The 17,425-nt window shown below is 62.4% G+C and carries 17 protein-coding genes; 12 read left to right on the forward strand and 5 right to left on the reverse strand.

Annotated elements, in window-relative coordinates; all coding sequences use genetic code 11:
* Window positions 1-53: 53 nt before the first annotated feature.
* On the forward strand, window positions 54-1,076 hold the full coding sequence (locus tag RE4_RS21695) for an alpha/beta hydrolase (RefSeq protein ID WP_060939325.1): 1,023 nt from the start codon (window positions 54-56) through the stop codon (window positions 1,074-1,076).
* A 102-nt stretch (window positions 1,077-1,178) separates the two neighbouring features.
* Window positions 1,179-1,940, forward strand: a complete 762-nt coding sequence (locus tag RE4_RS21700; protein WP_060939326.1) for a helix-turn-helix domain-containing GNAT family N-acetyltransferase — start codon at window positions 1,179-1,181, stop codon at window positions 1,938-1,940.
* 10 nt (window positions 1,941-1,950) lie between these two features.
* Here RE4_RS21700 and RE4_RS21705 read toward each other — a convergent pair whose 3' ends face one another.
* The 5 genes from RE4_RS21705 to RE4_RS21725 all read right to left on the reverse strand — a co-directional run bounded on the left by RE4_RS21705 (window position 1,951) and on the right by RE4_RS21725 (window position 7,180).
* Entirely contained in the window at window positions 1,951-3,417 is a 1,467-nt protein-coding gene (locus tag RE4_RS21705) for an FAD-dependent oxidoreductase (protein ID WP_060939327.1), read from the reverse strand.
* A gap of 87 nt (window positions 3,418-3,504) precedes the next feature.
* On the reverse strand, window positions 3,505-3,966 hold the full coding sequence (locus RE4_RS21710; RefSeq protein ID WP_021334001.1) for a carboxymuconolactone decarboxylase family protein: 462 nt from the start codon (window positions 3,964-3,966) through the stop codon (window positions 3,505-3,507).
* A complete protein-coding gene (locus RE4_RS21715) occupies window positions 3,963-4,907 on the reverse strand; it encodes an NAD(P)-dependent oxidoreductase (RefSeq protein ID WP_060939328.1) in 945 nt (314 codons plus the stop codon). The genes RE4_RS21710 and RE4_RS21715 overlap by 4 nt, the downstream gene beginning before the upstream one ends.
* Window positions 4,904-5,653: an SDR family oxidoreductase gene (locus RE4_RS21720; protein WP_007728639.1), complete on the reverse strand. Its 750-nt coding sequence runs from the start codon at window positions 5,651-5,653 to the stop codon at window positions 4,904-4,906. Before RE4_RS21720 ends, RE4_RS21715 begins: the two co-directional genes overlap by 4 nt.
* 60 nt (window positions 5,654-5,713) lie before the next feature.
* Window positions 5,714-7,180, reverse strand: a complete 1,467-nt coding sequence (locus RE4_RS21725; protein WP_060939329.1) for an aldehyde dehydrogenase — start codon at window positions 7,178-7,180, stop codon at window positions 5,714-5,716.
* A gap of 229 nt (window positions 7,181-7,409) precedes the next feature.
* Between RE4_RS21725 and RE4_RS21730 the strand changes: the two genes are divergently transcribed.
* The 10 genes from RE4_RS21730 to RE4_RS21775 all read left to right on the forward strand — a co-directional run bounded on the left by RE4_RS21730 (window position 7,410) and on the right by RE4_RS21775 (window position 17,397).
* Window positions 7,410-8,267 (forward strand): mycofactocin-coupled SDR family oxidoreductase, encoded by an 858-nt coding sequence (locus tag RE4_RS21730; RefSeq protein WP_019748684.1) that lies wholly within the window; start codon window positions 7,410-7,412, stop codon window positions 8,265-8,267.
* A gap of 136 nt (window positions 8,268-8,403) precedes the next feature.
* On the forward strand, window positions 8,404-8,970 hold the full coding sequence (locus RE4_RS21735) for a TetR/AcrR family transcriptional regulator (RefSeq protein WP_024487471.1): 567 nt from the start codon (window positions 8,404-8,406) through the stop codon (window positions 8,968-8,970).
* Complete coding sequence (locus RE4_RS21740) at window positions 8,967-10,172, forward strand: cytochrome P450 (protein ID WP_019748682.1); 1,206 nt, start codon at window positions 8,967-8,969, stop codon at window positions 10,170-10,172. Before RE4_RS21735 ends, RE4_RS21740 begins: the two co-directional genes overlap by 4 nt.
* Window positions 10,172-10,978, forward strand: coding sequence for an SDR family oxidoreductase (locus RE4_RS21745; protein WP_020907946.1), 807 nt, complete (start codon window positions 10,172-10,174; stop codon window positions 10,976-10,978). The genes RE4_RS21740 and RE4_RS21745 overlap by 1 nt, the downstream gene beginning before the upstream one ends.
* Entirely contained in the window at window positions 10,975-12,369 is a 1,395-nt protein-coding gene (cyp51, locus tag RE4_RS21750) for a lanosterol 14-alpha demethylase (protein WP_019748680.1), read from the forward strand. The genes RE4_RS21745 and cyp51 overlap by 4 nt, the downstream gene beginning before the upstream one ends.
* Window positions 12,370-12,371: 2 nt before the next feature.
* Window positions 12,372-12,563 carry a ferredoxin gene (locus RE4_RS21755; protein ID WP_020907945.1) on the forward strand — a complete coding sequence of 64 codons (192 nt, stop codon included), beginning with the start codon at window positions 12,372-12,374 and terminating at the stop codon, window positions 12,561-12,563.
* Between the two features lie 58 nt (window positions 12,564-12,621).
* Window positions 12,622-13,173: a Cif family virulence factor gene (locus RE4_RS21760; protein ID WP_020907944.1), complete on the forward strand. Its 552-nt coding sequence runs from the start codon at window positions 12,622-12,624 to the stop codon at window positions 13,171-13,173.
* Between the two features lie 5 nt (window positions 13,174-13,178).
* The gene (locus RE4_RS21765; RefSeq protein ID WP_060939358.1) at window positions 13,179-14,426 is read left to right on the forward strand and encodes a hypothetical protein; all 1,248 of its coding nucleotides are present in this window, start codon (window positions 13,179-13,181) and stop codon (window positions 14,424-14,426) included.
* Window positions 14,427-14,452: 26 nt separating this feature from the next.
* Window positions 14,453-16,090 carry an acyl-CoA synthetase gene (locus tag RE4_RS21770; protein ID WP_060939330.1) on the forward strand — a complete coding sequence of 546 codons (1,638 nt, stop codon included), beginning with the start codon at window positions 14,453-14,455 and terminating at the stop codon, window positions 16,088-16,090.
* A gap of 53 nt (window positions 16,091-16,143) precedes the next feature.
* Entirely contained in the window at window positions 16,144-17,397 is a 1,254-nt protein-coding gene (locus RE4_RS21775) for a cytochrome P450 (RefSeq protein WP_019748675.1), read from the forward strand.
* Window positions 17,398-17,425 lie beyond the last annotated feature (28 nt).

Genomic DNA, 17,425 nt, shown 5'->3' on the forward strand with positions numbered 1-17,425 from the left:
GCGAGCGCCACCGAGCTGTTGCCGGGCACCGCAATCGAGCACGAGGAGCGGCAATGAGAAGGATCGGACGTACTCGGGCGATACTGGTCGCCGCCCTCGTCGCATGGACGGGATTGTTCGGTGAAGCGGCGCTTGCCTCGGCTGATCAGGCGCGAACATCCCCTCCAGACAGTTCAGCTCTCGATCACGTCGAGGAAATCAACGCCCGTCAGCTGACGATGTACGTCTACTCCGCTGCAATGGACAAGGTGATCCCACTCGAGGTGATTCGGCCGGCAGACACGAGTGCGCCCCGGCCGACTCTCTACCTGCTCAACGGCGCGGGCGGAGGCGAGGACACGGCGACGTGGCAGACACGCACAGACGTCGTCGACTTCTTCGGCGACAAGAACGTCAACGTCGTCAACCCGATCGGCGGTGCCTACAGCTACTACACCGACTGGGAGAAGCCCGATCCTGTTCTCGGGCTGAACAAGTGGACCACGTTCCTCACCGAGGAGTTGCCACCGATCGTCGATGCCACGCTCGGGACTACGGGTGTGAATGCCGTTGCCGGATTGTCGATGGCAGGTACCTCGGTTCTGAGCCTGGCCGAGGCGGCGCCATCCGTTTACCGTGCCGTCGGTGCTTTCAGCGGGTGCGCCGAGACGAGTACTCAACCCGGTCAGGACTACGTGAGATTCGTGGTCGGATTCCGCGGCGGCAACGTGGACAACATGTGGGGTCCTCCCGGCGGTCCGGGCTGGGTAGCCAACGATCCTGTGGTCAACGCCGAGAGATTGCGGGGGGTCGACCTCTACATCAGCAATGGATCGGGCCTGCCCGGCCCACACGAGAATCTGGGGGGACCGATGGTCAACGGCGACCTCGGCGTTCTGGCGAACCAGGTGATCGTGGGTGGAGTCATCGAGGCCGGGACGAACCAGTGCACCCAGCGTTTGGCCGAGCGGCTCGACTCCCTGGGCATCCCGGCCACCTATGATTTCCGGGCAACTGGCACTCACTCCTGGGGTTATTGGCAGGACGATCTTCACAACTCGTGGTCGATGATTGCCGAGTCGATCGGTGCGCGTTAGCCGGTGAACCCGAGGATCGGCGGCTGAGTTGTTTCTCACTTCGGGGCCCGCTCGCCCCACCTAGCCGACCGAACTGCAGGTCAGCGGCGTTATAGTCGCCCTATGAGTTCAGAAACACTCGCGCCCCTCGACACCGATGTACTTGCGCGCAGGTTTGCGTGCCTTGGTGATCCGACGCGGCTGCGAGTGCTCCGACTCGCTGCCGGCGGTCCGATCGACGTCGACACGATTGCACACGCCGCATCACTCGAGCCGTCGGCGCTGAGTGCTCACCTCGAGGCCTTGATCGAGGTCGGTTTTGTCGAGGCTTCGGTGCGTGAAGGCACTTCGGTTGTCAGTGTTGCCGGAACGGCATACTCCGATCTGATGGCAGCGGCCGCCGTTGTGGCTGCGCGTGGCCCGGTCGAAGACACACTGGGAGTTCTTCCCGACGATGTGGTGCTTCGCCGCATGGAATCCGGCGACTGGGATGCCGTGCGCTCGATCTACCGAGAAGGAATCGACACCGGAACCGCGACGTTCACCACGTCGGTGCCGTCAGCCGAGAAGCTCGACGCGCAATGGTTGCCCGATCATCGATGGGTCGCCGAGAACTCCATCTACATCGGTAGCGGTGCTCGCGGGCGCGGCGTAGGCAAGCTGCTGCTTCGCCGACAGGTGCAAGCCGCCGACGCCAGTGAGATCTGGACGGTGCAGTCGTCGATCTTCCCGGAGAACCGGGCGAGTGTCGCCTTGCATCAGGCCGTCGGATTCCGAATCGTCGGCACTCGCTCGCGTATCGCTCAACTCGGTGGCAGGTGGCGTGACACGTTGTTCCTCGAACGTCGCAGCGAGGATGCTGACATTGAGGATGCTGACATTTGATAAGAGACGCTCAGCCCTTGGCAGCGCTGATTCCCGCGCGTCGCCCGTAGAAGCTGCCGTCACCGAGGGACGTTCCGGAGGCGTATCCACCGGCGCAGACGCCGGCGGTGCAGCGTCCAGCGGCAAACAAACCCGGGATCGGTTCGCCGGAGACGTGGATGACCTCCGAGTTGATCGACGTGCGCAGGCCGCCGAGCGTGAATCCGGCGGTGAAATTGCGAAGGTCGAGCGCAGCGACGGGTGAGCCGATCGGCTTGACCCACTCCTTCTTCTTACCGAGTACCGGGTCTTCACCACGGGCGGCGTGCCGGTTGTAGACCTCGACGGTCGACTGAAGGGTGCCTTCCGGCAGGCCCATGTCGGATTCGAGTTCCTCGACGGTCTCGGCCACCCACTTGGGCTGGAATCTGAAGAACGGTGTGGAACTGTCGGCGGCGCAGCCCTCTTCGTAGGAAGCTTCGTCGATGATCAGGTAGGCCTGATTCTCGTTGCGCAGCAGCGTCTCCTGGCCGATTCTTCCCGGGTACGTGTCTTCGTTGACGTAGCGCTGGCCGCGTCCGTTGACCAGGATGCCGCGGATCATCAACTGGGGGTCGCCGAAGAATGCGACCTCGGTTGCGTCCATGTGTGCGAGGTCGGCGCCGAGTGCCTGCGCCATCTGGATGGCCTTGCCGTCGTGCTCTTCGATAGCCGCACCGGGGCGCCCGATCAGCCGTGGGGCGTACGACTGGATCATCGCTTCGTTGTAGGCGAAGCTTCCCGTCGCCAATACGACACCCGTGCGTGCTCGAACTGCCACTTCCTTGCCGTACTGCTTGGCGATGATGCCGACTACTCGATCTCCGTCGGCGACCAGGCGCTGGACTCGCATGTCGTATTCTGCTCGTACGCCGAGGATTTCGGCCGTCTCGATCAGTGGCTTCATCAACATGAAACCACCGCCCTTCTCCCCGGTGCGCTTGCCGCTCATCTGCGGCACGTGCCCGCGAGGGGCCGGTGTCGCGATCGTGTTGAACGGTGCCGAGTTCTCGCCGCCGGAATACATGAGTCCGTCGTCGAAGGGTGTTTCCCAGCCGGGTTGGCCGTAGAAACTTTCCTTGAACGGCACACCGTTGTCGACGAGCCAGTTGTAGTGCTCGACGCTGCCTTCGCAGTAGTCGGTGATCTTCTCCTCGTCGGCGCCGGGCCCGAGTGCGGCCATCATGAATGATTTCATGTTGGCGGGGGAGTCCTCGAACCCGAGTGCCTGCTGCAACGGGGTCCCGCCGCCCAGATAGATGAATCCACCTGCCAGCGCCGCAGCGCCGCCCCAGCCGCTCGTGCGCTCGAGCACCAATACGTCGGCGCCCGCTCGCGCGGCCTCGATCGAAGCACTCACTCCGGCAATGCCGTAGCCGGCGACGACGACGTCAGCCTCGAAGTCCCACTGCTCGATGCTTGCGGCGGGCTGCGGACGGATTGAGCTGGCCTCGGCCATGGATTCGGATCCTTCGTTCTTCTGGTTGGTTGGTGGGGGAATCGATGGGTGTGATTGATGCCCTGATGGCAGTATCTCGACCGAAAGTCAGTCGGTGTCCGTTTTCGCGGAATCGGCCGCGGCCTTCTCCTTGGCGCGCGCGGCTTTACGTCTGTCGGCCTTCACGGCGATCAGCGCATTGTTGAGTCCGGTGGCCAGCGGCCAGCCGACGTAGTGGCACAGGAAGATCGCGGCCTCTTCGAACTGCTGCTCGGTCAACTCCTCGTTGTGGAGAGCAGCGTTGATCTGGATCTTTGCCACATCGTTCTGCCCCTGGGCGGTGATGGCACCGATCAGGAGTAGGCGTCGGTCACGCACCGACAGTCCCGGTCGCGTCCAGATGTCGGCAAAGAGGTGGTCGGCGGTGACCGCGAAGAAGTCGCCGGGAACGTCGGCGGGAAGCTCCCAGCCGTACACCTCGTTCATCTTCGCGACGCCACGAGCGCGGGTCTCGGAGATGCGGCTTTCGTCGGTTCCACCGGCATCGGTCATGTGAGTGGTGTCGGTCATGCGTGCTCCCGAGTAGTAGATGCCGAAGATGCCGTTGAAGATTCGGCCGGCCTGTCTTCGCTGTCATTCCCGACGCCCAGACCGGCACCGAGTCCGGCGAGCGCAAGGTGCGCGAGCGGCAGGTCGAGATTCAGCCGATCTCCGAGGTCGATGGCCAAGGCCAAGTCCTTCTCCCCGAGATTGCGAACATGCCGCAGTATCGAGAACCACGGGTCGTCCTCCGAGACCGGTGCGGTGGTGTCGCGGAGCATGATCGCGCCCGCGCCACCAGTGATCGCATCGGTGTGCCTGACGACCTTTCCGAGCGTGCGGAGATCGAGTCCTGCTGCTTCGGCGAGTCGCGCGGCCTCGGTCGTGGCGGTGAACGAGACGAAGTGAAGAAGGTTGCGTGCGAGCTTCATTCGCGTTCCCGCGCCGACGTCACCGGCGTGAACCACCAGCTCGGCCCAGGATCCGAAGGGCTCGCGGACGGCTTCGAACGCCTCGTCGGAGCCGCCGATCATCACTGCCAGCCTGCCCTGCGCTGCGCCGCCGGCACCGCCACTGATCGGCGCGTCGACCAGCAGAACACCACGCTGTTGACAGATGTCAGCGAGTTCCACCGCCGTGGTGTCCGAGATAGTGGAGTGAATCGCGACGACAGTGCCTGGCTGTGCGGTCGACAGGATCCCGTGCGGCCCGCACACAACCTCGCGTACCTGCGCGTCGTCGAGCACCGTGACGGAGATGATGCTCGCCTGCGCTGCAACGTCGGCGGGCGTCGATGCTGCGCTCGCGCCCGCAGTGGTGAACGGTTCGAGCGCTTCTGCGCGGGCATCACACACCACCAGTCCGCCCGGCCAGTCCAGGAGGCGCTGCGCCATCGGCGCGCCCATGTTGCCTAGGCCGATGTATCCCAGTCTGGTTTTCGAAGCGCTGGCTCTCGGCGCCGATTCCGTCATGACCGGTACACCTGGCCTCCGTCGACGTTGAAGATCTGCCCGGTCACCCAGCCTGCGTCGTCGGAGAGAAGGAACAGGCACATGCCGACGAGATCCTCCGGCGTTCCCATGCGCTGCAACGGGATTCGCTTTACCATGTCCTTGACGATGTTGCCGGGGGTGACGGTTCGAGTCGCCTCCGTGTCGATGGGACCGGGAGCGATGGCGTTGATCCGGATGTTCGACCAGCCGAGTTCGGTCGCGAGTTGTTGTGTCAGGCTGTTGACGCCGGCTTTCGCGAGTCCGTAGTAATTCGAGTACAGCCAGGCTGCTGTGGAGGACTGGTTGACGATCGAACCGCCCTTCGCGCGCATATGAGGTACGACCGCCCGGCACACGTGCAATGCGCCGTCCATGTTGACGCTCATGAACTTTCGGTAGTAGTCCCAGTCCACCGTCAACAGGGAATCGATCTTCATTCCGCCGTAGATGGCAGCGTTGTTCACCAGATGCTCGATGCTACCGAACTGCTCGATCGTGAAGTCGGCAAGTGCCGCAGTCGACTCCCCGTCGGCGACGTCGACGTCCTTGAACACGGCACTTCCACCGTCCGCCGTGATCTGCTTGGCGACAGCTTCACCGAGTTCGCGATTGAGGTCCGCCACGACCACGTTGGCCCCCTCCGCGGCCAGAGCGCGGGCATACGCCTCTCCGATACCCTGCGCTGCTCCGGTAACTATTGCGGTGCGACCGTCGAAACGTCCCATGTCGACCTACTTTCGTGGTGATGATTCTGTGGTGAGGGTGTGGGGTGAGGGTGTGGAATGTCAGGAAGGTGAAGCGACGAGCTTGGTTTCGAGGTATTCCTCGAAACCGGCGAGGCCCATTTCGCGGCCGATCCCGGATTGTTTGTAGCCGCCGAACGGTGCGTCGGCCGAATACCAGACGCCGCCGTTGACACTCAGCGTTCCGGTTCTGACACCGGCAACGACGTGCGCGACGCGATCGGGATCGGCGCCCCACACCGACCCGGACAGGCCGTAGGGGGAATCGTTGGCAATTCGGATAGCGTCGTCGTCGTTGTCGTACGGAATGATCACGAGAACGGGCCCGAAAATCTCCTCCTGCGCTACGCGAGACGAGTTGTCCAGCCCGGCAATGAGAGTGGGTTCGACGAAGAAGCCGCTCTGGTGATCGTCGGGTCGGCCTCCACCCGTCACGATCGTGCCGCCCTCTTCGACCGCGAGGGCGAGGTAGCTCTCCACCCTGGCGCGCTGGCGCGCGGAGATGACCGGACCGCACACCGTTCCGCGCGCGCTGGGATCACCGGCTCGGATACCCGCCATCGCGGCGGAGGCCGCTGCCAGAGCATCTTCGTACCGAGCGCGCGGCACGAGAAGTCTGGTACTGAGTGCGCATCCCTGACCGGCATGAACGCACACGGAGAACGCGGCAACCGAGCATGCACTCTTGATGTCCGCGTCGTCGAGGACGATGAATGCGGACTTGCCCCCGAGTTCGAGGAAGACCTTCTTGAGGGTTTGCGCGGCCGTGGCCATCACCGTGCGTCCGGTGGCGGTGGAACCGGTGAAGGACACGAGATCGACGCGCGGATCGCTGCACAGCTGCGCGCCGAGAGAGTGATCTGTCGACGTCACCACGTTGACGACGCCCGCTGGGATCTCGGTTTCTTCTGCAATCACCTTGGCGACCAGCGCGGCGCACCAGGGCGTGTCCGGCGCGGGTTTGAGAACGATGGTGTTGCCGGCCGCGAGGGCGGGGCCGAGTTTGGCGAAATTGATCTGGTGCGGGAAGTTCCACGGTGTGATTGCGCCGACGACGCCGACCGCTTCCTTGAGCAGTCGGCGATGGGTCGGAATCCCCATGGGTGACGCGTGCCCGAGATCTTGTTCCCACGAATAGGTTTCGATCAGGTCAGCCCAGTAGCGAAGATCTTCGATCGGGCCTTCGAGTTGCGGACCGCTCGTCAGCATGACGGGTGCGCCGACCTCGGCGACGGTGATCTCACGCAACTCCTCGATGTGGGACTGGAGTGCGTCGCACAGTTGGCGCAGGCAGCGAGCGCGAAACCCGTGATCGCGTGCCCATTCGGTCTCGTCGAACGCACGGCGCGCAGCGGCAATGGCCGCATCCATGTCCGCGGTGGTGCCTTCGGCCGCACGGCCGATCAGTTCCTCGGTGGCCGGGTTGAAAACTTCGAAGGTTCCACCCGATCCGGGAACCAGCTTTCCGTCGACGAGAAGTGCAGAACTGTCTGCGGGTCGAAGCGTCATAACGCGAACCCTCTCTTTCTGGACATGTGTCTGGACTCTAGTTCACACTCGTGGTTGAGGCAATGGTTTCTGGGGCATAAGAGATTTCGAGAGCGTCTCGGGATCTGCTTCGGTGAAAAGCGCCTCGTGTCCGGGGCGGCGCGGCTACGGTTCACCGCACATTCACAACCACGCCTTCACATGCACGCCTTCACGTACACGCCTTCACATTCACGGGAGAGAGGTCGAGATGAACAGAGTTGACGGAAAAGTGGTGCTGGTGACCGGTGCTGCTCGAGGTCAGGGGCGCAGTCATGCCGTTCATCTCGCACGGGAGGGCGCGCACATCATCGCCTTCGATCTGTGCGCAGACATCGCCAGCAACGAATACCCGCTCGCCAGTCCTGCCGATCTCGAGGAAACGGCTCGACTGGTGAAAGAGACCGGACAGCAGGTGGTGACGGCACGTGTCGACGTCCGCGATCGCGCCGGACTCGAAACGGCACTTGCCGAGGCGGTAGGTCAGTTGGGCGGATTGCATGTCGTCGTGGCGAACGCCGGTATCTGTCCGCTCGGCAAGCACGTGTCGACTGCCGGTTTCGTCGACGCGTTCGATGTGAACTTTCTCGGTGTCGTCAATACAGTGCACGCGTCGATGGAATACCTCGGCGAAGGGGGTTCGATCATCGCGATCGGCTCTGTTGCCGGTCTGGTGCCACAGACCGGATTCAACGGGCAGCAGGCGCTCCAGGGTCCGGGTGGCGACGGATACGGACTGGCCAAGAAGCTGATTCAGGCATATACCAGTTCGTTGGCACTGACTCTCGGGCCGAGTTCCATTCGCGTCAACGCGATTCATCCGACCAACGTGAACACCGACATGTTGCAGAGCATGCCGATGTACCGGACGTTCCGTCCCGACCTCGAGAATCCGACCGCCGAGGATGCGGCAGTGACGTTCCCGTTCATGCAGGCGATGCCGACCCCGTGGGTCGAGCCCGCGGACATCTCGCATGCGGTCGTGTACCTGTCCTCGGACGAGTCGCGATTCGTCACCGGCCAGCAACTGCGCGTGGACGCTGGTGCCGGGATGAAGATCGGTCTGTAGTAGAACTTTTCACTTCGTGGCTGCCTGTGAGTGGTGAATTTTCGAAGTTTCCCCATTTCGTTGCCCTGGACAGGGTGCTGTAGTAACGTCCAGACACGTGTCCAGCAAACGGGGCGATTCAAGTGGCGGGGGATCGATTGTCTATGAATCCACTCGCAGGCGCCTCACGGGCAAACAGGCGGAAACTGTGGCCAGGCTTGCCGAAGCAACAGTGAAAGTTCTACGCAAACAAGAGTTTTCCGGACTGACTGTCCGTTCGGTTGCGGCCGAAGCGGGTGTAGGAACTGCGACCGCCTACACGTATTTCGCGTCCAAGGAGCATCTGGTCGCAGAGGTTTTCTGGCGAAGACTTCAGAACTCGTCGGCGCCTGATGGCTCAGGGTTGGATCGCACCGCGCACGTGCTGTCTGTACTTCGAAACATCGCGCTGCTTCTCGCGGACGAACCGGAGGTATCGGCCGCCGTGACCAATGCACTGCTCGGATCCGATCCTGAAGTGGAACATCTTCGCGGGCGGATCGGACTCGAGATCCATCAACGACTCGCTTCGGCGTTGGATCCGAATGGCGAACCCGAAGTGTTGGAAGCGCTCGAAATGCTTTATGCCGGGGCGCTTCTGCGAGCAGGGATCGGCTACGGAACCTACGCGCAAATCGCTGGACGCCTCGAGGCCTCAGCTCTACTGATCCTGGAGAAATCATGACAGAAGCTTTGATCGATCCGGTGGTCTTCAATCCGTACGACTACCACTTTCACGACGATCCGTATCCGACGTACAAGCGTCTGCGCGAAGAATCACCGTTGTATCACAATCCGGACGTTGGCTTTTGGGCGTTGTCGCGATATGCGGACGTGGTCGACGGATTCAAGGACAACAAGCGTCTCTCGAGCGCCAACGGGGTATCGCTCGACCCAGCAGCCTACGGTCCACACGCGCATTATGTGATGTCGTTTCTCGCGATGGACGATCCCCGCCATATGCGGTTGCGCCAGTTGGTTTCTCGCGGATTCACGCCGCGACGGGTTGCGGAGCTCGACGGCCGGATCCTCGAACTCACGAAGCAACATCTGGTACCTGCGTTGGGCGCGGGGGAGTTCGACTGGATTACGGAGGTGGCGGGAAAGCTGCCGATGGACGTCATCTCCGAACTCATGGGGGTTCCCGAACCCGACAGGGCCGAACTGCGGCGCAAGGCGGATCTGGTGGTGCATCGAGAGGCGGGTGTTCTCGACGTGCCGCAACCTGCGGTGGAGGCTTCGATCAGTTTGATGGGCTACTACAAGGAGATGATCGCGCAGCGTCGCCGATCGCGGACGGACGATCTGACCTCGGCCTTGCTCGATGCCGAGATCGACGGAGACAAACTCTCGGACCAGGAGATCCTCGGATTCATGTTTCTGATGGTCGTGGCCGGAAACGAGACCACGACCAAGCTTCTCGGAAACGCTCTGTACTGGGGTTCGCACCACCGGGAGCAGATCACACCGGTTCTCGACGATCCCGAACGAGCCTCGGAATGGGTGGAAGAGACTCTTCGCTACGACACGTCGAGCCAGATCGTGGCTCGGACTTCGGTTGTCGACCTCGAATATCACGGACGCACCATTCCGGCGGGGGAGAAGGTCCTGCTCCTGATCGGATCGGCCAACCGAGACGCTGACGTCTTCGAGGATGCCGACAGCTTCCAGATCGGCCGGAGTTCGTCGGGAAAACTCGCGAGTTTCGGTGGTGGCGTGCACTTCTGTCTCGGTGCCCACCTTGCCAAGCTCGAAGCCAAGATCGCCCTCGCAGAGTTCGGGCGTCGGGTCAGCGACTACGAAGTCGACGAGTCCGGAATCGAGCGTGTTCATTCGACAAACGTCCGGGGCTTTGCGGCCCTGCCGGTGAAAGTGCAGGTGCGCTGATGCCTCGTTTCGAACCCAATCCAGTTCGCCGGCCGGCATTGATCAGTGGCGCATCGTCGGGAATCGGCACCGCTACTGCGTATGCCCTGGCCGAACTCGGCCATCCGGTTGCGCTCGGTGCGCGTCGAGTCACCGAATGCGAAGCCATCGCCGAGAAGATCCGCAGCAATGGTGGTGAAGCGTTTGCCCACTTCCTCGACGTCACGGACGGTGATTCGGTCGACGGATTCGTCTCGGCCGCAGAGGCAGTCCACGGTCCCACCGAAATGGTCGTCTCCGGTGCCGGTGACCTCGAATTCGGGGCTGCGGACGAGATGGATCCAGAGGCGTTCTCACGGCAGATCCAAGTCCACCTCGTTGGTGCGCAGCGATTGGCGCATCGCGTACTCCCCGGCATGAGGCAACGACAGCGCGGTGACTTCGTACTGATCGGCTCGGATTGTGCCGAGCGCCAGCGTCCACTCATGGGTGCTTACGACGCGGCCAAGGCCGGGCTCGAAGCAATGGGGCGCCAGATGCGAATGGAGCTCGAAGGAACAGGCATTCGCGCGTCGATCGTGCGACCCGGGCCGACACTGACCGGCATGGGGATGGACACGACGCCGGAGATCATCGGACCGGTTGGGGAATCGTGGAGTAAGTGGGGGTTCGCCCGCCATGGTTACTTTCTGCGTGCCTCGGACATCGCCAATGCCATCGTCGCCGTTGTGTCGGCGCCGCGAGGAGCACACATCGTGCTCGTCGAAGTTCAGCCCGAGGCACCACTGGACAAACTTCCCACTGCGAACTCACAGGAGACGACATGACGCACGGAGTGCAGGAGACGTCGCGAACACTGCCCGAGCCACCGCGGGTGTCCGGCGGGGATCTCCCGCACGGGCATCTCGAGGAACTGCGAACCGACCCGATAGCGCTCATGCGCCGGGTGCGTGAGGAATGTGGTGACGTCGGCGCCTTTCAACTTGCCGACCGCACAGTGATCCTGCTGTCCGGAGCTGAGGCAAACGAGTTCTTCTTCCGCTCCACCGACGAGGATCTCGACCAACAAGCGGCTTACCCCTTCATGAAGCCGATATTCGGTGAAGGCGTCGTCTTCGATGCCAGCCCGGAGCGGCGTAAGGAGATGCTGCACAACTCGGCTCTGCGCGGCGAACAGATGCGCGGGCACGCTGCCACGATCGGCCGCGAGGTCGAGGCGATGGTCGCGCAGTGGGGAGACGAAGGCGAGATCGATCTGCTCGACTTCTTCGCCGAGCTGACCATCTACACCTCGTCGGCGTGCCTGATCGGCAAGAAGTTCCGCGACGAACTGGACGATAGCTTCGCCAAGCTGTATCACGAGCTCGAACAGGGAACTGATGCATTGGCTTTCGTGGATCCGTACGCGCCGATCGAGAGTTTCCGCCGCCGCGACGAGGCCCGGTTGGCGTTGGTCGCTCTGGTACAGGACATCATGAACGGGCGCATCGCGAATCCTCCGCAGGGCAAGGAGGACCGCGACATGTTGGACGTGTTGGTCTCGGTCAAGGACGAGAACGGCGACCTTCGGTTCAGTGCCGACGAGATCACCGGCATCTTCATCTCGATGATGTTCGCCGGCCACCACACGACTTCCGGCACGGCAGCGTGGTCGCTGATCGAGATGTTGCGGCATCCCGACACCATGACGGACGTCGTCGACGAACTCGACAATCTGTACTCCGACGGCGCCGACATCAGTTTTCATGCCCTGCGCCAGATTCCGGTTCTCGAGGCCGTGGTCAAGGAAACCCTTCGACTGCATCCGCCGTTGATCATCCTGTTGCGGGTGGCACGTGGAGATTTCGAAGTGGGCGGCTTCGAGATCCGAGAGGGCCATCTTGTCGCTGCGACGCCCGCGATCTCCAATCGAATCGCCGAGGACTTCCCCCGACCGGACACCTTCGATCCCGGGAGGTACATCGACCCGAATCAAGAGGACATCGTCAACCGCTGGACGTGGATTCCGTTCGGAGCCGGCCGGCATCGCTGCGTCGGTGCTGCATTCGCCCAGATGCAGCTCAAAGCGATCTTCTCGATCCTGCTGCGGGACTTCGAGTTCGAGATGGCGCAGCCGTCGGAGTCCTACCGAAACGACCACAGCAAGATGGTCGTCCAGTTGCAGCAGCCGTGCGCGGTGAGGTACCGGCGCAGAACACGTCCCGGGCGTGAGGGGTGATCATGCACGTCGAAGTCGACCTCGACCTGTGCCAAGGCCATGCGGCGTGTGAGCTCGAGGCACCGGAGATCTTTGTCGTCCCGAAGCGGGGGAAGGTCAGTCTTCTGGACTCGGACCCACCCGAGTCGCTCCGCGGTGAAGCTGAGATGGCGGTCAGGTACTGCCCGACCGGCGCCCTGAGAATTGTCGACTGATTACAGCGGATTGTCGATTGATTGCAGCGAATTCAAGTACTCGAGGGAGGAAGTTCAGATGACGGGTTTCGACCGCGCAGAGCTCGACGAGATGGTCCAACGCTGGATCGAGGCGAACAAGAAGGCCGAAGCCGCCGGTGATTGGAAACCGTTGGCGGACATGTACACCGAGGACGCCACGTACGGGTGGAACTACGGTCCCAAGCAGGATTTCATGGCGGTGGGGCGCGAGGAGATTCGCGAAGTCGCGCTCGGCCTCGAGATGAAGGGCCTCGAAGGTTGGGAGTACCCGTATCAAGACTTTGTGATCGACGAACGTAGCGGAAACGTGATCGGCTTGTGGAAGCAGATTTCTGATGCCAAGCGTGAGGACGGGAGCAACTACTCCGTCTACGGTATCGGCGGTAGTTGGTTCCGCTACGGCGGGGACTTCCAATGGTCCTGGCAGCGTGACTTCTTCGACTTCGGGAACGTGTCGGCACTGTTCATGGAGATGATCGGCAACAACGCTCTCTCGAAGGGGATGCAGGGCCGGATCCAGCGATCGATCTCGGGCGACCCGCTACCGGGCTGGTATCCGGTGGGCACCGCGCCGGTCCCGCTGTGGTGAGTCCGATGACGGTGCGCGATTCCTTCGAGACACTCTCGCAGCGCGACCTTGCCGTGTTGGTGCCCGAGTTGCTCCTGTGTGGGCAGCTGATCGATCGCTCGGGCATGGCGCATCTGATCGTCGAATTCGGACGCGAGGGTATGGCGCAGGTGGCCGTCGAAGAGTGGGAATCGGCCAGCCCCTGGTACACCCGCCGCATGCAGAAGGCTCTCGGATACGAGGGCGACGACGTCGTGACGATCTTCAAAGGGTTACAACTCGACATCGGCGCTCCGCCACAGTTCATGGACTTTCGATACCGGGTCGACGATCCGCTGCACGGTGAATTCTGGCTCGATCATTGCGGAGCACTCATGGACGTCGAGCCGTTGGGCGATGAGTTCGTGACCTCGATGTGTCACGACATCGAGGATCCGACTTTCGATGCGACGGCCATCGCGACCAACCCGCACGCCCAGATCCGGCCGATTCACCGACCACCGCGCAGGCCCGCGGACCGACATCCGCACTGCGCCTGGACCGTTGCCATCGACCCGTCGCACACGCCTCCCGTGATGACCGCGCACACCGAGCAGATCGGACGCACCGCCGCGGTGACGGTCGAGCTGAGCCCGATCGATCACAGTGGGGACGGTAGGGCGGACTACTCGGGTCCGTTGTTGTCCGACCTGAGGTTTTCCGACTTCTCGCGATCAGCCTTGGTTCGTATCGCAGAGGAGATCTGCGTGCAGCATCATCTGTTGGCGTTGGGCTTTCTGGCAGCGGTTCGCCGCCGTGCCGACGAAGACAAGGCGCGCGAGATCACGCGAAAGCAATTGACCGGAATCGCGGGAGTTGCGGCACAGCGTATTCGAGATGCGCTCGGGCTTCCTTCGACTCTGGAATCGTTGGCATTGGTCCTGTCCGTGCATCCCTTGCTGAATCCGAAGCAGTATGTGGAGAGTGAGATCCGACCGGACGGCGGTGCTCTGGAGCTGTGGATCTCGCGAGACGCTCTTGTCGACCGCGACGGCGGTTGGCCGACCTTGCTCGGCAGCGAGCACCTCGATCCCCTCCAGGCTTTGGTCCGCGGCGTGAATCCTCACTTCACCGTGAGAGTGGTGGCCGAAGATGCCGCGGGGCTCCTTCTGGCCGTCGACATCACCGAAGCTCCCGCTCCGGAATGCGTCGAAGTCGCCATTACGAAGGTCAGTACCGGCGCGGCATTCGTATTCGAAGATCGCGGAATCCCTTTGCCTCTCTTCGTCGTCTGACCGGCCGAACCCGAAGGACTCAACCTATGGCGTACACGTTTGCAGACCTGTTCGAGCATTCCGTCGATGTGATGCCCGATCGCCTCGCGCTGATCGTTTCCGGCGAGGAGGTGACATACCGTGAGCTCGACGAGCGGGCCAACCGATTGGCGCATTACTTCCAGTCCGTCGGGTTGGGTGTCGGTTCGCACATCGGTATTCAACTGCACAACTCGATCGAGGCGATGGTTGCTGTCCTCGCGGCCTTCAAGATCCGCGGCGTTCCCATCACGGTGAACTACCGCTACACGAGCGACGAATTGGTTTATCTGTACGAGAATGCGGATCTCACGGCGTTGGTATTCCATCGTGGTTTCGCTGAGCGGGTCGCCGAGGCGTTGGTGTCCGCGCCGCGGGTCAAGTACGTGATCGAGGCGGCGGACGAACTCGCTCTCGGGAACGAACCGTCGATTCCGGGGGCAGTGGCGTACGAGGATGCGCTCGGCAACCAATCCCCGCTGCGCGTAGGTGAACATGCTTTTCCCGAGCGTTCCGGCGACGACGTCTACGTTCTCTACACCGGCGGAACAACCGGACGACCGAAAGGCGTCGTCTGGCGGCAGGAAGACATCTGGCGCGTGTTGGCCGGCGGTTACGACTTCTATTCGGGTGAGCCGATCGCCGACGAGTACCAGCAGTCGCGCGGTGGCGCCGCGGCAGCCGAACCGATGCGGTGGTGCATGCTTCCACCGCTGATCCACACCTCGGCACTGATGCCGACGTTCAACGCTCTGTTCTCCGGAAACACCGTCATCTTCGAACCGAAGTTCGATGCGGCGCAGGTCTGGAAAGTCGTCGCCGAGTATCGGCCCCAGGTCATGGTCATCACCGGCGACGCCATGGGCCGTCCACTGGTCGAAGCCCATCACGAATTGCAACCGGATGCGTCGAGCCTGGCTGTGCTCGCCTCCGGCGCTGCGCTCTTCTCCGGATCGGTCAAAGACGCGTTCTTCGACGTCTTTCCGAATCTGATGATCTCCGATTCGGTTGGATCGTCCGAAACAGGCTTCGGCGGAATCGGATTCGCAACCAAAGGGCTCGAGCAGCGTGGCGGACCCAAAGTGGGCGCCAACAGATTCACGGTCGTCGTCGACGACGACAACCGTGTGTTGGAGCCGGGTTCGGGGGCCGAAGGATGGTTGGCGAAACTCGGCAACGTCCCACTGGGCTACTACAACGATCCGGTGAAGTCGGCGGAGATATTCCGAGAGGTGAACGGCGCGCGGGCAGTGGTGACCGGAGACCGAGCGCGGATCGAGGACGACGGCTCGGTCACTCTCCTCGGCCGGGGAAACATGGTGGTCAACACCGGCGGTGAGAAAGTCTTCGTGGAAGAGGTCGAAGCAGTGGTGAAGGCCCATCCCGACATCTACGACGCAACAGTGATCGGCATTGCCGACGAGCGGTGGGGCAATCGGGTGGCGGCGGTGCTCCGCGTCCGCGATGGTGTGGAACCGGATTTCGATTCCATCGAAAAACACACCCGCACTCAGCTTGCCGGCTACAAGATTCCGCGTTCCTTCTGGATCGCCGACGAGGTCGTTCGAGCGCCGAGCGGCAAGCCGGACTACCGCTGGGCCAAGGAGTTCTCACAGAACAGCGACCCGGTCCACCGGATCGACTAGCGCTCACACGCAACACCCGGCACCCGGCACCCATCCGTAAAGGAGCATCTGCAATGCCTGAGATCGACCTTCCCGACGGGTTCGACGTGACCGACCCGCATCTGTACGGCGAGCGCGTCCCGCTTGCCGAGTTCGCCGAACTACGACGATGCGCTCCGGTCTGGTGGAACGCCCAGGAACCGGGTACCGGCGGATTTCACGACGGTGGTTGTTGGGTTGTCTCCCGCCACGCAGACGTCCGCGACGTCTCGTTGCGCAGCGAGGAGTTCTCGAGCAACGTCAACGGCTGCATTCCGCGGCATGAAGACAACATCTCGGCGGAGGAGTTGGAGGCGACAAAACACGTCCTCATCAACAAGGACGCCCCTGAGCACACACAGCTGCGCAAGTTGGTGGCGCGCTTGTTCACTCCGCGGTCGGTGGAAGCGATGCGGGCCGGGCTGGAAGCGCGGGCAGAAGACATAGCGTCGGCTGCCGTGGCGGAAGGTAGCGGTGATTTTGTCAGCCAGGTCGCCAGCGAGTTACCGATGCAGGCGATCTCGGAGCTGATCGGTGTACCGCAGGACGGGCGCCGTCAGCTGTACGAATGGTCGAATCAGATGACGGGATACGACGACGAGTCGCTCGCCGGCGAGTCGCGGATGGCGTCGGCGCAGATCCTGGGCTACGCCTATCAACTGGCCGAGGCGAGACGGGAGGAACCGCTCGACGACATCATCTCGCGCTTGGTGCATGCCGACATCGACGGACAGAAACTCACCCCGGAACAGTTCGGTTTCTTCGTCATCATGTTGGCTGTCGCAGGCAACGAAACGACGCGCAACGCAACGACACTCGGCATGATGGCATTTCTCGAGCATCCGGATCAGTGGGAACTGTACAAGCGTGAGCGTCCGCGCACCGCCGCGGACGAGATCATCCGCTGGGCTTCGCCACTGACGTCGATGCAACGAACAGCAGTGGTGGACACACAGATTGCCGGCACTACGATTGCGAAGGGGCAGCGTGTCGTACTGCTCTACGGCTCGGCGAACTTCGACGAAACCGTCTTCGAGAACCCCGACGTCTTCGACATCACCCGAGACCCGAACCCGCACCTCGCGTTCGGAGGAACCGGACCGCACTACTGCGTCGGCGCCAACCTGGCCAGAATGGAGGTCGATCTGATCTTCGGCAAGATCGCCGATCACATGCCCGACATCAGCAAGCTCGGCGATCCGAGCAGGCTCTCGTCCGGTTGGCTCAACGGGATCAAGGAATTCAAGGTCGACTACGGCAACTCCACGTCATGTCCTTCGGGGCATTGACGTGTACAGCGGAAGAGTTGCGCTTGCG

The organism is Rhodococcus erythropolis NBRC 15567, from assembly GCF_001552595.1.
Lineage (GTDB): Bacteria > Actinomycetota > Actinomycetes > Mycobacteriales > Mycobacteriaceae > Rhodococcus_F > Rhodococcus_F erythropolis.

What these genes read in the sequence shown, in the direction of transcription:
- RE4_RS21695 (WP_060939325.1), top strand. Translation starts at nt 54, where the DNA reads ATGAGAAGGATCGGACGTACTCGGGCGATACTGGTCGCCGCCCTCGTC.
- RE4_RS21700 (WP_060939326.1), top strand. Translation starts at nt 1,179, where the DNA reads ATGAGTTCAGAAACACTCGCGCCCCTCGACACCGATGTACTTGCGCGC.
- RE4_RS21705 (WP_060939327.1), bottom strand. Translation starts at nt 3,417, where the DNA reads ATGGCCGAGGCCAGCTCAATCCGTCCGCAGCCCGCCGCAAGCATCGAG.
- RE4_RS21710 (WP_021334001.1), bottom strand. Translation starts at nt 3,966, where the DNA reads ATGACCGACACCACTCACATGACCGATGCCGGTGGAACCGACGAAAGC.
- RE4_RS21715 (WP_060939328.1), bottom strand. Translation starts at nt 4,907, where the DNA reads ATGACGGAATCGGCGCCGAGAGCCAGCGCTTCGAAAACCAGACTGGGA.
- RE4_RS21720 (WP_007728639.1), bottom strand. Translation starts at nt 5,653, where the DNA reads ATGGGACGTTTCGACGGTCGCACCGCAATAGTTACCGGAGCAGCGCAG.
- RE4_RS21725 (WP_060939329.1), bottom strand. Translation starts at nt 7,180, where the DNA reads ATGACGCTTCGACCCGCAGACAGTTCTGCACTTCTCGTCGACGGAAAG.
- RE4_RS21730 (WP_019748684.1), top strand. Translation starts at nt 7,410, where the DNA reads ATGAACAGAGTTGACGGAAAAGTGGTGCTGGTGACCGGTGCTGCTCGA.
- RE4_RS21740 (WP_019748682.1), top strand. Translation starts at nt 8,967, where the DNA reads ATGACAGAAGCTTTGATCGATCCGGTGGTCTTCAATCCGTACGACTAC.
- RE4_RS21745 (WP_020907946.1), top strand. Translation starts at nt 10,172, where the DNA reads ATGCCTCGTTTCGAACCCAATCCAGTTCGCCGGCCGGCATTGATCAGT.
- cyp51 (WP_019748680.1), top strand. Translation starts at nt 10,975, where the DNA reads ATGACGCACGGAGTGCAGGAGACGTCGCGAACACTGCCCGAGCCACCG.
- RE4_RS21755 (WP_020907945.1), top strand. Translation starts at nt 12,372, where the DNA reads ATGCACGTCGAAGTCGACCTCGACCTGTGCCAAGGCCATGCGGCGTGT.
- RE4_RS21760 (WP_020907944.1), top strand. Translation starts at nt 12,622, where the DNA reads ATGACGGGTTTCGACCGCGCAGAGCTCGACGAGATGGTCCAACGCTGG.
- RE4_RS21765 (WP_060939358.1), top strand. Translation starts at nt 13,179, where the DNA reads ATGACGGTGCGCGATTCCTTCGAGACACTCTCGCAGCGCGACCTTGCC.
- RE4_RS21770 (WP_060939330.1), top strand. Translation starts at nt 14,453, where the DNA reads ATGGCGTACACGTTTGCAGACCTGTTCGAGCATTCCGTCGATGTGATG.
- RE4_RS21775 (WP_019748675.1), top strand. Translation starts at nt 16,144, where the DNA reads ATGCCTGAGATCGACCTTCCCGACGGGTTCGACGTGACCGACCCGCAT.